A 14,042-nucleotide genomic window follows, 5' to 3' on the forward strand; every position below is an offset into this window, starting at 1 on the left:
CTATGATTTGCAAAAAACCGACCTCAAACCCTCCGGAATGGGACCCACCTGCCCCTTCAACAGTCTATATCAAAATTAAAAACATCCCGTACGAGACTTTCAAAGCACGGCTGAACGAGGGGCTGGTTACAACCGAGCTTGACCAGATTCGATACCGGCTGGAAAGGAGAATTTACTGCTGCGGGGTCTGTTCCAAGCACGTTAACGGATACTGCGTTATTACAAACCGGAAAGTTGAGCCAGGATGGATTTGCAAGTCTTTTGTGCCAAAAGAAGAATTTATATACCTCGATTCAAGGCCTGGCTCGGAAACATCCCCGGATTTCAGATACCTTTCAGAAACCGGACTCAGAAAAAGCTATTTTGAAGGCGAGGGTCTGGAAGAAAGTAACCCGAAAAATGCAGAGAACTTCTATGAGGAAGGAGTAATTCTTTACAGGCAGGGCAGGCTCAGGCTTGCACTTGAGGCTTTCGATACGGTACTTTCTGAAAACCCCAGGCATTTTCCAGCCCTGTTTCATAAAGGAAATACCCTGTTAAAACTCAAACGCTACGAAGAGGCGCTTGAAACGTTTGAAAGTGCCTTCAGGATAAACCCGGATCATCCAGGGCTCTGGAACAATACCGGGTTTGCACTGGTAAAGCTCGAGCATCTCAGGCAGGCACTTGAAGCTTTTGAGAGGTCTATTTCCCTGAACCCGGTGCAGAAAAATGCCTGGGAAGGGAAGGAAGCTGTGCTTGTTCGGGTGCGCAAGTGCGAAGAGAAACTGAAGGAACTTGAAAGATCCCTGGAAATAAATCCTAAGGATGCAGGTGTCTGGTTTGAAAAAGGTAAATTGCACTTAAAGCTTGGAGAACTTGAGAAATCCAGAGAGGCTTTTGAAAAAGCCATTGAAGAAAAACCCGAGAATGCAGAGGCCTGGCATCTTAGAGGAAAAGTACTTTTTGAAACAGGCTCCGAAAAAGAAGCTCTGCACGCTTTTGAAATGGCACTCAGGAAGAAACCTGACTTTCCTGAAGCCTGGTATGAAAAAGGAAAGGTTTTACTGAGGCTTGGCAACCCTAAAGGAGCAGAAAACGCTTTTAAAATCGCGGCTGACCTGTCGGAAAGCAAAGGAGCAAAAGAAAAGGCTGAAACCGCCCTTGCAAGGGTTAAAAGGTCTGTCTCTGGACAAAAATGAATTTTTAAGGAATTAAAAAACTAAGAATTAAAAAACTAATAGAGGATTATTCCTCTTATGGATTTTTGCTTCTGGCTCTGTTTTTGGAGTAAAAAATGGAACTCGAAGTTTTAAAACAATCGCTGTCTTCAATGATATCAATCCTGATGAAATTAAAGATGAAAGACATACTAACTCTTTTTTGAGAGCTTCTCCCTCAATTTGAAGAGGATACAATATTTTTGAGCCTTTTTCTGAGGAAAGCAAATATCATTATTAATTTTTTACATCCAAAGTTCTATATTCTATTATTAATATTAATTACCACCTTGAATATTATATTTAGAACTGGTAGGTCATGGACGCTTTTAAAATTAAAGCGATTGTCTGATTGACTGGAGATAAAAACTGGATGTATTATGATGAAGCCGCAGATGCGGTTCTAAAAACTCTGAACACGTCCGAAGAAACCGGGCTGAGTTCGGAAGAAGCGGAAAAACGGTTCGATAAATACGGAAAAAACGAACTTAAAGAAGAAGAAAAGACTTCGGTTGTAAAACTTTTTCTTTCCCAGTTCAAGAGTTTTCTGATTATAATTTTGATTGCTGCAGCACTGGTTTCCGCTTTTCTCGGAGAGTTTGTTGACGCTTTTGTTATCCTGTTTACAGTAATCCTTGCCGGCGTGCTCGGTTTTGTTCAGGAGTACAGGGCCGAAGAGTCAATCAAACTCTTGAAATCATTGACAAGCCCCGAAGCCCTGGTTGTAAGGGATGGAAAAGAGGTAAAAGTCCTCTCTTCCCTGCTTGTCCCGGGTGATATTTTGCTTTTGCAGGCAGGAGACAGGATTCCTGCGGATGCAAGACTGCTTGAGGCACTCTCCTTGCAGATAGACGAATCCTCCCTTACCGGAGAATCCGTTCCTGTAGAAAAAAGCACCGCGATTTACCCTCCTGAAACCCCGCAGCCTGACAGGAAAAACATAGCTTATACCGGAACCTCGGTCACCTACGGCAGGGGAAAAGCCGTTATTACGGCAACAGGTATGAGTACGGCTTTCGGAAAGCTGGCTGGACTTTTAGAGGATATTGAAAGGGAAAGAACGCCCCTTCAGGAAAAACTTGACCAGTTCGGGCGCTGGCTCGGGACTGCAACCCTTATAGTTGTGGCTTTTGTGGCTATACTCGGGATTATCGAGGGTTTTGATCCTTTTGAGATGTTTCTCTGGGGAGTTGCCCTTGCCGTTGCTGCAATTCCGGAAGCTCTTCCTGCGGTTGTGACAGTCGGGCTTGCTCTTGGTGTCAGAAGAATGGTAAAAAGGCATGCCCTTGTAAGAAAACTGCCGTCTGTAGAAACACTTGGCTCCACCAACATCATCTGTACCGACAAGACCGGGACGCTTACCCAGAACAAGATGACTGTTGAAAAGGTGTACGTAAATGGAACTCTCTTAAAAGTTACAGGCGAGGGATACAAACCCACAGGAGATTTTTTCAACGGAGACAAACCTGTTTCTGAAGATATACACCTTCATAGGCTGCTGGCTACGGGAACCCTCTGTAACGATGCAGGGCTGGTTGAGAACGAAGGTGTATGGGATATCACAGGTGACCCTACCGAAGGTGCTCTTGTAGTCGCAGCAGCTAAAGAAGGCATCTGGAAAAACGCCCTTGAAGAGAAACATGAGCGTAAAGGGGAAGTTCCTTTTTCTTCCGAGAGGAAGATGATGACTACCCTGAACAGTTCCGAAGATGGGCTGTATGCATATTCAAAAGGAGCTCCTGAGGTTATTCTTGCTTCCTGTACGAAAATTTTCCTTGAAGGACATGAGGAAGAGCTAACCCCTGAAAGAAAGCAGGAAATCCTGAATGTCGTAAACGACCTGGCAAACCAGACTCTCAGGGTTATGGGGTTTGCCTACCGCAAGGTTCCGGAAGACATCCTGTATGAAGAAGCCGAAAAAGAGATGGTTTTTTCAGGGCTCATGGGCATGCGCGATCCTCCAAGAGAAGAAGTAAAGCTTGGAATTGCCACCTGTACCAGTGCAGGAATCCGAACCATAATGATTACAGGCGACCACAAGACCACGGCTTTTGCAATCGCAAGGGAACTCGGAATTTTCCGGGAAGGGGACCTTGTCCTTACAGGTACCGAACTGGAAGCCCTTAGCGATAGGGAATTTGAAGAAATCGTGGAGAAAGTTTCGGTCTACGCAAGGGTTTATCCCGAGCATAAGCTGAGGGTGGTTGAGGCTCTAAAGAAAAAAGGATATATAGTTGCAATGACCGGAGACGGGGTAAATGACGCTCCTGCCCTGAAAGCCGCAGATATGGGCATTGCAATGGGGATTACAGGCACGGACGTCAGCAAGGAAGCTTCAAGCATGATCCTGACTGATGACAATTTTGCATCCATCGTGTCAGCAGTCGAAGAGGGCCGGAATATCCTGAAAAACATTAAAAACTTTATTGCCTACGGCCTTACCTGTCACATTGGTCTGGTTTTCATAGTCCTTGTAGGAGTACTTGCCTGGCATACCCTGCCTGTCATTGCGGTCCAGATCCTCTGGATTAACCTTATAACAGACGGACTGCCTCCAATGGCGCTTTCCATGGAAGCTCCTGACAGGGGGCTTATGAAGCAAAAACCAACTAAGGCAAAAGAAGGGCTGGTCTCCAGGAGAATGCTTTTAACAAGCCTTGGATTAGGAACTTTGATTGCAGTCCAGTCTATCTGGGTCCTTTACGAGTCCCTCAATAATGGAGTTTCCCTCCCAAAAATCCAGACTCTGATCTTTACCCTGGTGGTTATTTCCCTGATGTTCAATGCCTTTAACTGGCGTTCTGAGAGGTATTCGGTCTTCTCTCTGGGAATCTTTACTAACAGGTCCCTTATATATGCCGTACTGAGCACTGTAATCCTGCAGCTTGCAGCGGTTTACGTGCCTATTATGCAGACGGCTTTCAGGACTGTTCCCCTATCGCTTTCCGACTGGGCAATGATAATTCCATTGGCCTCGACTACACTTATAGCCATGGAGTTTATGAAGTATCTGGAATGGAGAATTCACAGGTAAAATCAAAAAGAAAAAAGCCAGTAAAACCAATAAATAGGGTTTGTTTTTAAGCATACCCTTTTTCTTTTTCTATTTCTTCTTCTTTTTCTTTTACTTCTTTTTCTTTTTCTTTCTCTTCTTCTATTTCTTCTTCTTTTTATTTAGATTCCCAGAAATCGAAGACTTTTTTAATTTACTTCAATTTCCAATTGTTCGCTTGTTTGATCACAAGCTCTCGTTCGCTCGATCACAAACGCTCGCTTGTTTGATCCACCGCTTTGTCTGGATTTTGTGCATGGATTTTGCTCTTCTGGTTCTTTTTTACAAGCTGGAGTAAACGAAACACTTGTAGCCGAAAAAAACGGAAATAATAAGTGGTTTTAAATTAAAGATGGTCAATTTGTATCTGATTGATGTTATATATTTGAAAATCATATATTTAACTAACCAAGGCAATGTTGTTGGAAATGGAACTTACATAAGTCGTAGAGAAAAAACAAGAAGATATCTTTGCCGCCATTGCGGTAAAGTATTCAATGATTATACAGGTACCTTTTATCACGATCTTCGTAAAGATGCGCAAACTATTGATTTAGCTCTGAAAATGTCTATGAAAGGAATGAGCATTGAAGCCATTGCCGATGTTTTAGAGGTAGAATCTGCTAGTGTAAAGCGATGGTTAGCTCGTGCAGCTGAGCAATGCGATAAAGTAAATGACAGTATGATGAAAGATCTGAATGTACCCAAGATAGAAATGGACGAACAAAACGTATGTGAGTTTCTGGAAAAAATAGTGGAAGAAAGCAAAACCAAGAACATAGGACGACTCTTGGTTTGCAAAATAGTTTGAGAATGATGAATTTTTAAAAGCTGTAGATGAATGTATGGCTGAAGCTACCTGCACTGCAACCGAGGTTGCCGAGAAAGTAGGGTGCAACCCAATACTTACAAAAATAGGTTACTACAACTGGTTGACCAAGGTAAATTATGTAAAAATTAAAAGGTAGAGCATGGGGATTCAGGCCAAAGGAGGACATTGAATAAAATTGTTTTAACCTCTGAAATATAAAATTTTAAATTTGCTGTTTTGTTGACGTTGAAGGGGATTAGCACTTCTTTTTTCCTCAAGAGGCTGAAAATAAACACGTAAAAAGACATTATGCCATTCAGTTGTCTGGCACCAAGCCCTGTATTACTTACTTCTTCCTGCACTTCCCCACTCCATAAAGACAGATCAAGCCTCCCAATAAACTAAAGCCTGGAGTAGAGTTCTCTTTGCTAGAGTCATTTTCACTTGAGCTATTTATGTTTGAAATATTTCCATTATTGGGTTCAGAATCATTATTTGAATTATTTAGTCTTCCTGTATTTTTTTCTCCAGATATAGGCAAATTTGGTGTTTCAGTAGCAACAGTTGGCACAGGATTATCTTCATACACGAATACCACAGGGACTTCCTTAAGCCCCATCTGGCTTGCTTTTGAGTCAAAGATCTTATATATTTCGTCCATAAAAGGCTTTTCAACTTTCTCACTCTTGTTGATCCCTACCTTTAGAACGCCATCAATGGTTACACCACATCCTGTTACGGGACCATTTGGATAGGAATACCTTGACATTTCATGGTCAAAATTTGCATTGATTTCTTCCATTATTTTGCTAAGAGTATCAATCCATTGGTCTCTCTCTTCCGAACTTCCAAATGCGGGTATACTTCCATAAGCAGCGATAAAATCTGGACCACTTTTCAGTTTATCAAGAGTTTCCGGACCAAAGGTAAGTGGTAAACGTTGTGGAGTGTTATCTGCATTCTCAGAATTATTATTACTTGAATTTTCCATAATGCCATCTCCGTTTTGGGAACAAGAACCTGAAACACAGTTCCCTATAATATTTACTAAAACAACACATAATAGAACATATGATATTTTTAAGCCCATGTAGCCTCCTCTTAATTCAATATTTCTTTGAATATGACTAGACTTTATTAAAAATAAAGGAATAGTTAGTATGGCTCAACTTTGAATAATGCATAATATGTTATTATGTTGCATCTTTTTTTCAAAAATGAACTGTACTAACAAAATTTTCTAATTGCACGTTTATGTTTTAAGAGGATATACACCTAAATCGTTGTGTATCCCAGAAACTGGAGAAAATATCGAAGTCGAGTAGCCATTTGAAGAATGTGTTCCCACTCCTCCCCAGTGGATTCCCACAATCTTAGCACCGGTACCACTTAAAATATATACAGGAGAACCGCTATCTCCACCGTCGCACCTATATGCTGCAATACATTGATTATATAAAGTTCGTCCAACACCGGAATTGTACCTGTATGTTCCTGTCTCAGTAACATATCCATTTGTTCTTCCTGTTGCTATACCCGATTTAAAAACCATGTCTCCTACCGCGGGATCTCCATATGATACTACATTTCTTGTATGATCAGTATCATAATCATATATCACTGGTCTAACATTAGAACAAGGAACCCATGAAGCGTCTGCACGAGTGTTGCTATATTTGGCTACTCTTCCTACTAAATTGGCACTCGATGCAGTGGGTTGATATACACTACTCCCAATAAATGGTGCAGCATGCTCAACAATAACAAAACCTTTAGTTCCACTATCGGTCCTTGCAGCGAAACCAAGAGTTGACGTCACGGAACCACCATTACCATCTGAAACTATTTTTATGCCTCCAATTAAGGGCCTCCATGAGCTAGTACGACTGGTTGGTACAGGAAAATCTCCATATACAAATACTACTGGAGTATCTTTTACTCCAATTTCTTGTCCATATTTAGAAAATAGATTATAGATTTCATTTTCTTTGGTTTTATCCAGTTCTTGTCCTTTTTCGATTACAACCTTAAGAACGCCATCAATAGTATAACCATAAGCTATAACAGAACCATTTGGATAGAAATACTTTGATATTTTCTTATCATAATTTTCATTAGCTTTAGTATATGTTTTGTTAAGCTTATCAAGCCACTGTTGCCTCTCTTCCAAAGTTTCGAAAGCTGGTATACTTCCATGTGCAGCAATAAAATTCGTATCCTTTTTCAGTTCATCAAGAGTTCCTGGACCAAAGGAAAGCTCCTTTTTAGTCGCATTTTCTTGTGCACTTGCAGCTGGTATTAACGCAATACTAGCTAGTAGCATTACTAATAAAAATATGCCTGTTCTACTTTTATTACACTTCATATTTTATACTCCTATTTAGCACCTAGGAGGCAGAATCAGGCAAGCTTAAATATTCGCACAGCTAATCATGATAACTGCCTCTCGGGGCTTGTCTTATGGAGTTTGGTTTACCTGGAAGTACTTTCAAACTCCATAAACTTCTCTTTTTTAACTCCTTATAACTATTCCGGCCAATTTCTCTAACTGTATGATTCTTAAACGAATTTCGGTCTGGATTACTTTCTAATATTTTTACGGTTTACTAATTTGGCCATAAATTATTTATTTGAGTATATGTCTTAACCCATATTCAAAAATAAGTATAAAAGAAAATATTATCCAATATTAATGTATAAAAGTATTATTTAAGTTGATAAATACTAAATATGGACTTATTTACCTATAAATTATCCAACTTTGCCTATACTGGTGTAATTAATTAAAGAGTTCGAAGAATGGGAACTTACTGTTAATTGTGCATGCGCCTGCATAAAACTGTTTTGGCTAATTGAAATACATGCGTCATCGGTTAAGCATTAAATTCCCTCTCTTGTATGTGTTTTTTATATTAGTAATATAAATATCTCTGTATCTATGTCTCCTTGTCCCCCACTTACTCTTGAAGACTCTCTTCGGGAAATGTTTCCCGAAGAGTGGTTAAGGCAAACTGCCAAAGAAACTGGTCTTATAGTACGTGAACGTAAAATTGACCCTGTCATTATCTTTTGGGTTTTAACTCTCAGTTTTGGTGTACGCTTACAGCGTACACTTGCCAGTTTGAAACGCGAATATGAAACTGAGTCACAAAAAACCATAAGCGATAGCAGCTGGTACTATCGTTTCACTCCAGAACTTGTTGAGTTTCTTCACCAGTGTGTAATTCATGGCATGGGAGAGCTTGCAAAAGAACCTGGTAGGAAACTTAGCAAGAAACTCGAAACCTTCCAAGATGTTGTCATTCAGGACAGCACAATTGTTCGTCTCCATTCCTCGTTAGCAGACAAGTTTCCTGCAGCAAGATCAAGAACAGTAGCTGCAGGAGTAAAAGTTGGAGTTATGGTAAGTGCAGTTGCTAACGGACCTAGAACCGTTGCTCTGTACTCTGAAAAAACAGCTGAAATAAAGACATTAAAAATAGGTCCCTGGATCAAAGACCGTATTCTCCTTGTTGATCTTGGTTTCTACAAAACTCAAATGTTTGCAAGAGTTGAAGAAAATGGGGGATATTTTGTCTCAAGGATTAGGAAGAATATAGACCCTATTCTTGTTTCTATTGAAGAGGGACTTTCTAAGACAAAAAGCAAAGAGTTCGCTGGAAAACCTGTTAGTGAATGTATTAAGCAACTTTCTGGAAAAGATATTGATGCAGTTGTAAAAATAGAATTCAAAAGAAGAGAGTATAAAGGCAAGCAAAAACAGGACGAGATAAATGTACGTCTTGTTGCCGTATATAACGATGAGGATGAAAAATACCACATTTACATCACAAATATTCAGAAAGATATTTTGAATGCAAAAGACATTGCAAACTTATATGAGGCAAGATGGGACATAGAACTGTTGTTTAAGGAATTGAAAAGCAAATACTCGCTGGACGTTCTTGAAACAAAGAATGTGCAGGTAATTGAAGCTCTAATCTGGACAGCAATATTGACACTAATCGTTAGCAGAAGAATATATTCTCTTGTAAGAAAATCAACAACTCATCCTGAAAAAATGGCTAGATATACGCAGTTACGTTGGAGTACAATATTTGCAGAGAATGCATCAGATTTATTGACAGTAATTCTGCATAGATGTGGAATTCAAAGAACTTTTGAAACGATAATGAGCGTATATGAAAGTCAAGCATTAGATCCTCATGTAAACAGAGAAAGGTTTAGAGATGAATGGTTTGAGTAATAAATGAAAAATTGGATTCAAAAAGAGTAACAGAAGAAGGAAATAAATCCTTAACCGATGACCAATGAATTGAAATATAAAAATATTAGATTTGTCGTTTTGTTGAAGTTTACGGGCTGTATCTCGCCATTGAAATGAAGGAGGTTTAGCTCTTCTTTTTTCCAAAAATACCGAACTTGCAGATGAAAAATTTTCTGCAATTAAATTTAATATTGAGTCTATCCCAAAACCATCATAATGTCAAAATGGCAGTTTTAGTGTTGCTGTCCATAGTGGATTAGATAATGTTTTGGGAATAGGCTCATTTGATATCTTAAGACCTCAATAATGAAAACATTTTCAAAGGATTGTAACCTTAGTTTGACAGTATAAATTAACTTTAGTGAGAAGCTTCAATTTTTGTCAAAAATCAATTGACAGTATTCATAAATTTCGTTAAATTACCTCTGATTTTCCAGCTTCATAATTACTATAAGGCAAATTAGTAGAGATTTTTGTCCCATTTTAGCACTTTTGGCATCTGACTTTTTGGATAGTATCTATATTTCATCTGAGATTCATACTATCTGTCAAATTCTATACCAAAAATTTGGTCAAAAATCATAAAAATAGCTATCAAGAGAAAGAGAATCATCTGTCAAATTGAATCGTAAAAAATGGGCAAAAATTTGTTGAAATAATGTTACTTATCATTCCAATGGATATGAAAACAATCTTCCAACATAAAAATCAAACTGTCAAACTAAGGTTGTAACAAATTTGAAAATCTAGTCTTATCCGCAGGTTATTGATTTAACCTAGAAAAAAGATGAAAAGCCATTAAGTGTTTAGCTTAGTAGTCGTTCACGCTTCAGAAAAAACTGCGAGAAAAGAAACCAAAGCAGAGAACCGCTGCAATAATTCTAGTCCTTAACTTAAGTATTGATAGTCCATTTTTATCCGATTGATGTTTTAAAACACCTGAATGTCAGCAATTCCTTTAAGGTCCATATTGATTCCACAATTCCTGCCTCTCTTGCAGGTGTATTTTTGCATTCAACTCCTCTTTCATCCTTGTACCCTAATCCTCCATGACCTCTACAGAAGTTAAAGTGGGTACAATATAACCTCATTTGATACTCTAACCATTCTTTGGCTTTTGAACCTTAGTTCCCATATTTTAAGCGCATATTAAGCATTATTACAGATATACGCCCTCACGTGATGCCGATTTTGAAATTCAATCAAATAAAGTATGTGCTTATAGTTTAAGCGCATAATACAACATCGGAGAGCCTTTATGCGCCTAAAAATGCGGAACGTAGGTTTGAAAATCCTATTGTTTTTCTTGAAACTCTGTTGTTATCCTGCCTAAAAGTCAGGTTTTGTCTTTCAATTAAAGTTGTTGAGATTTCGCTTTGCTCAATGTCTTTTCCAAAAATAGTCTTCTTCTCAACTTTCTTAAGTATTCCATTTATTCTTATTTTGACTACCTGTGCATACTTCAAATCATCAGGGGGAAAGATTTTTGGTTTCCTTGGTCTTCCTCTTTTCCCAGTTCTTGGAAACTCAATCAAAACTCCAAAATGTTTCAAAAGAGCTTCTCTATAAAAGTTCAACCCATCTGTGACAAAAAGAGGGATTTTATCAGAAAGATGTTTTTTAACTGACTCAACTAACTTATCCGCAACATATTGTTTTCTTGGTCCTATTACAAAGTCAAGTATTAGCCTACAACTTGGTGCAAAAATTTACTTTATCGCATTGGTTAGCTGCACGAGCTAACCATCGTTTTACACTGGCAGATTCTACCTCTAAAACATCGGCAGTGGCTTCAATGCTCATACCTTTCATAGACATTTTTAAAGCTAAATCAATAGTTTTCTCAGCTTTCCGAAGATTATGATAAAAAGTGTCTGTATGGTCGTTGAATACTTTGCCACACTGGTGACAAACAGATCTTCTTGTTTTTTCTCCACGACTTATGTAAGTTCCATTTCCAACAACATTGCCCTGGTTAGTAAGACCATAGAGTTTGCAGTTTTTGTTCGGACAAGCAACGTCAATGAATCGTGGTTTTGGACCTCGTTTTCCCATAGTATAAACATATCATTTTCAAATATATAATATCAATCAGATACAAATTGACCATCAAATAAATTGCTCCTGAAATAAAATGTTCCTGTAACCATATATAGAACAAAAACAATAGGTATGAACATTATGACCCCAGTAGACAGGGAAAATCCCATTTGCCCGGAATCCTTCCCGGAATTTATCATAGGCATCGAGCCGCCAGCTAACAGGACGGAAAAAGCGCTCTGGTTTATCTTCCGGGGACGCGAGGTTCTCCTCAAGCTTAATAAAAACCCCGGAGCAATCCCAAAAATGCTGGACTTTGGAGAGCTAGGGCTTTCGGGAACTAGGGAACAGTATCTCGGAACACTTGAGGGAACTCACTGCTATTCCGTGGAATTGCCTGAAGATGCACAGGCACCTGAGGGAATGAAATTTGCGGACCTCAGACAGGCGTATACGGAAATGAGTGAGAAGTGCTTTGCACTTGTGAATAAAGCAGTCCAGATTATGGAGTGGGACAGAACAAACCAGTATTGCAGCCGATGCGGGGCAAAGACCATGCAAAAACCCGGCGAAAGGGGAAAGGAGTGCCCTGACTGCGGGGAGCTTTTCTATCCGAGAATCTCGCCTGCCGTGATCGTACTTATACGAAAAGAGCATGAGGTTTTAATGGCAAGGTCCCCGAATTTCATTCCAGGCATGTATGGTTTGATAGCCGGTTTTGTTGAGCCAGGTGAATCAGCCGAAGCTGCGGTAGTCAGAGAAACCAGGGAAGAAGTGGGAATTAAGGTCAAAAATATCAGTTATTTCGGGACACAGGCTTGGCCGTTTCCTAATTCTCTTATGATAGGGTTTACTGCGGAGTACGATTCCGGGGAGATACAACCCGATGGATTTGAGATCGAGGATGCCGGATGGTTTTCGGTTGAAAACCTGCCTGGGCTGCCTGGGAAAATAAGCATTGCAAGAAAACTGATTGACTATTTCCTTAAAGAAGAAGGGCTGGAAGTTTAAAGCCAGATTAAGAATTCAATTTTCAATTCAGAGTTTTATTCTTTCCACTGCACTCTTTTTAATTCTTTTTATCATTCTCATTATCATTCTCAGGATGTTAATCGGACTTGTCGTGTGCCAGGTTTTTTTCATTCCATAACCTGAGTTCGGAGATACTGTATCAATGGTGTTAAGTGTCAATGAAATCTTTGCGAAATACAACGGAGTTAAAATAAAATGATCAAAAAGATTACAAATTTTGTAATACCGTTTGTTATTACAACTATTATTTTATTGGTATATTTTTATCTTGTACATGGTTTACCTGTTGCCCAAGAACTGGAAAAAACGAATATCGTATCTGTGCAAATTATGCAGGGAAACAAAACCATTAATCTCACTGATGATGAAGATATCGAGAAAGCTGTCAATGGTGTAAAAATATTAAGTTTTCGATATGGAGAAGCTAGTGGTGGACCTGCAGATACGACATGCACATTTTATCAGAGAGACGGTTCCAAAATAGAAATAGGAGCAAACAATGATACTATTTTTAAGAATGACAGGCAGTATGTTGGTGTGAATGATTCATGTCAGCTTTTTGGAAACTTAATTCAAGGTTTTTTCTTCTCGGAAATACTGCAAATGGGAAACTGTATAATTAACGAATGAGCTTATCCCAAAACTTAATTTAACTGTATTACTTTTTGAGGACGCTTTTTATAAAGAAAAGCACCATGCTATCAATTGTTTATATCAATTGTTTTTAAATATCCCTTAATTGATTCCACGACTGTTGTTAATGATATTAATATGATTGTTATTACTAATACTGTTTTAATAGCGATCTACTCTCTCCAAATTCATGGAATAAAAATAAGTTAAAAATATGTTTCAATTGTGGCATTCTTTTTTAATTCGCCAGATTCGGCAACAACGACATCCAATTTATTTTTATAAGTACCTTTATCTCCATCGCGTTCAGTAACATCTGGATAGACTTCAAGGCTAATATCAAATTTTATGTCCTTGTTGATAATGTCCTTACTGTTGATATTATCACTCATTTCAATATAAGTTTCATATGTGATTACTCGAGACATTGATCGAAAGTATTGATAATCTTCTCCTACTGATGATACTTCACTTGCAATCGGATATAAAATAGGACTGCTTTCATTAATAGGGTCTTCATTGTTCATCTGTTCCAATACTACAATCTTTGAAAAGGAAATATCTGCAAGCACAGATTCGTTTGTCCTAAATTCTAGCATTGGACCATGCTTGGTACTTACAATAGAAGTTGTCCAGTTTCCATTTAGTGATTTATTGTCAAGTGACTCAGTAGTATTTTCAAAATATATTCCTCTTATGTACTTCTCTGGCGTGTGGAAAACATACTCTTGTAGGAGACTTTTGAAAAAAGACGGTTTTTCCTGAGAAGGTGTGATTGCAAAAACTCCTTCTTTTGTTGCAGGAATTGGAACTAAAATTTTAGTTGTTCCCGATACTTCAGTTCCTGAAAGACCATCTATTTTTACCGTATATTCGTAATGTGGCCTTAACTCGTCAGCTCTCCAGTCTCTTAGATTCATCTCTACAACGTATAGTCCACTTAATACAATCAATAAAAGTATTAATAAGAAATAAGTAATTATCTTTTTCACTGTCTCATCATCCTTA

The 14,042-nt window shown here is 38.6% G+C and carries 10 protein-coding genes and 3 pseudogenes; 6 read left to right on the top strand and 7 right to left on the bottom strand.

Annotated features, from left to right (window positions below; genetic code table 11):
- The first annotated feature begins 2 nt into the window (after positions 1-2).
- Positions 3-1,181 (top strand): tetratricopeptide repeat protein, encoded by a 1,179-nt coding sequence (locus MSBRM_RS10445; protein WP_048117106.1) that lies wholly within the window; start codon positions 3-5, stop codon positions 1,179-1,181.
- A gap of 27 nt (positions 1,182-1,208) precedes the next feature.
- Here the strand turns inward: MSBRM_RS10445 and MSBRM_RS20395 are convergent, their stop codons facing one another.
- Positions 1,209-1,427, bottom strand: coding sequence for a hypothetical protein (locus MSBRM_RS20395; protein WP_144413964.1), 219 nt, complete (start codon positions 1,425-1,427; stop codon positions 1,209-1,211).
- A 145-nt stretch (positions 1,428-1,572) separates the two neighbouring features.
- On the opposite strand from MSBRM_RS20395, the gene MSBRM_RS10450 reads away from it, so the two are divergent.
- Complete coding sequence (locus MSBRM_RS10450) at positions 1,573-4,233, top strand: calcium-transporting P-type ATPase, PMR1-type (RefSeq protein WP_048155635.1); 2,661 nt, start codon at positions 1,573-1,575, stop codon at positions 4,231-4,233.
- A 370-nt stretch (positions 4,234-4,603) separates the two neighbouring features.
- Positions 4,604-4,975: pseudogene (locus MSBRM_RS10455) on the top strand (transposase); the annotation flags it as partial.
- A gap of 233 nt (positions 4,976-5,208) precedes the next feature.
- On the opposite strand, the gene MSBRM_RS10460 reads toward MSBRM_RS10455, so the two are convergent.
- From MSBRM_RS10460 to MSBRM_RS10470, 3 genes are all read right to left on the bottom strand, one after another.
- A complete protein-coding gene (locus tag MSBRM_RS10460; protein ID WP_048117083.1) occupies positions 5,209-5,424 on the bottom strand; it encodes a hypothetical protein in 216 nt (71 codons plus the stop codon).
- Positions 5,409-6,152, bottom strand: coding sequence for a hypothetical protein (locus MSBRM_RS20855; protein ID WP_176722093.1), 744 nt, complete (start codon positions 6,150-6,152; stop codon positions 5,409-5,411). Before MSBRM_RS20855 ends, MSBRM_RS10460 begins: the two co-directional genes overlap by 16 nt.
- A 162-nt stretch (positions 6,153-6,314) precedes the next feature.
- Positions 6,315-7,427 (bottom strand): S1 family peptidase, encoded by a 1,113-nt coding sequence (locus MSBRM_RS10470; RefSeq protein ID WP_230629114.1) that lies wholly within the window; start codon positions 7,425-7,427, stop codon positions 6,315-6,317.
- A 573-nt stretch (positions 7,428-8,000) separates the two neighbouring features.
- On the opposite strand from MSBRM_RS10470, the gene MSBRM_RS10475 reads away from it, so the two are divergent.
- The gene (locus MSBRM_RS10475) at positions 8,001-9,308 is read left to right on the top strand and encodes an IS4 family transposase (protein ID WP_048155637.1); all 1,308 of its coding nucleotides are present in this window, start codon (positions 8,001-8,003) and stop codon (positions 9,306-9,308) included.
- A 935-nt stretch (positions 9,309-10,243) separates the two neighbouring features.
- On the opposite strand, the pseudogene MSBRM_RS20405 reads toward MSBRM_RS10475, so the two are convergent.
- A pseudogene (locus MSBRM_RS20405) lies at positions 10,244-10,450 on the bottom strand (IS1 family transposase); the annotation flags it as partial.
- A 156-nt stretch (positions 10,451-10,606) separates the two neighbouring features.
- A pseudogene (locus tag MSBRM_RS19555) lies at positions 10,607-11,384 on the bottom strand (IS1 family transposase); the annotation flags it as partial.
- Positions 11,385-11,510: 126 nt separating this feature from the next.
- Here MSBRM_RS19555 and nudC point away from each other — a divergent pair.
- Together nudC and MSBRM_RS10495 are read left to right on the top strand one after the other, a co-directional pair.
- The gene (nudC, locus tag MSBRM_RS10490; RefSeq protein WP_048155640.1) at positions 11,511-12,380 is read left to right on the top strand and encodes an NAD(+) diphosphatase; all 870 of its coding nucleotides are present in this window, start codon (positions 11,511-11,513) and stop codon (positions 12,378-12,380) included.
- Positions 12,381-12,596: 216 nt separating this feature from the next.
- Complete coding sequence (locus MSBRM_RS10495) at positions 12,597-13,031, top strand: hypothetical protein (protein ID WP_048117078.1); 435 nt, start codon at positions 12,597-12,599, stop codon at positions 13,029-13,031.
- A 209-nt stretch (positions 13,032-13,240) separates the two neighbouring features.
- Here the strand turns inward: MSBRM_RS10495 and MSBRM_RS10500 are convergent, their stop codons facing one another.
- The gene (locus tag MSBRM_RS10500) at positions 13,241-14,026 is read right to left on the bottom strand and encodes a hypothetical protein (RefSeq protein WP_230668838.1); all 786 of its coding nucleotides are present in this window, start codon (positions 14,024-14,026) and stop codon (positions 13,241-13,243) included.
- Between the last annotated feature and the right edge of the window lie 16 nt (positions 14,027-14,042).

Source organism: Methanosarcina barkeri MS, assembly GCF_000970025.1.
Lineage (GTDB): Archaea > Halobacteriota > Methanosarcinia > Methanosarcinales > Methanosarcinaceae > Methanosarcina > Methanosarcina barkeri.

Bases quoted from the DNA above. Each gene is read 5' to 3' on its own strand.
- nudC (WP_048155640.1), top strand. From the start codon at position 11,511: ATGACCCCAGTAGACAGGGAAAATCCCATTTGCCCGGAATCCTTCCCG.
- MSBRM_RS20855 (WP_176722093.1), bottom strand. From the start codon at position 6,152: ATGGGCTTAAAAATATCATATGTTCTATTATGTGTTGTTTTAGTAAAT.
- MSBRM_RS10445 (WP_048117106.1), top strand. From the start codon at position 3: ATGATTTGCAAAAAACCGACCTCAAACCCTCCGGAATGGGACCCACCT.
- MSBRM_RS10470 (WP_230629114.1), bottom strand. From the start codon at position 7,427: ATGAAGTGTAATAAAAGTAGAACAGGCATATTTTTATTAGTAATGCTA.
- MSBRM_RS10495 (WP_048117078.1), top strand. From the start codon at position 12,597: ATGATCAAAAAGATTACAAATTTTGTAATACCGTTTGTTATTACAACT.
- MSBRM_RS10475 (WP_048155637.1), top strand. From the start codon at position 8,001: ATGTCTCCTTGTCCCCCACTTACTCTTGAAGACTCTCTTCGGGAAATG.
- MSBRM_RS10450 (WP_048155635.1), top strand. From the start codon at position 1,573: ATGTATTATGATGAAGCCGCAGATGCGGTTCTAAAAACTCTGAACACG.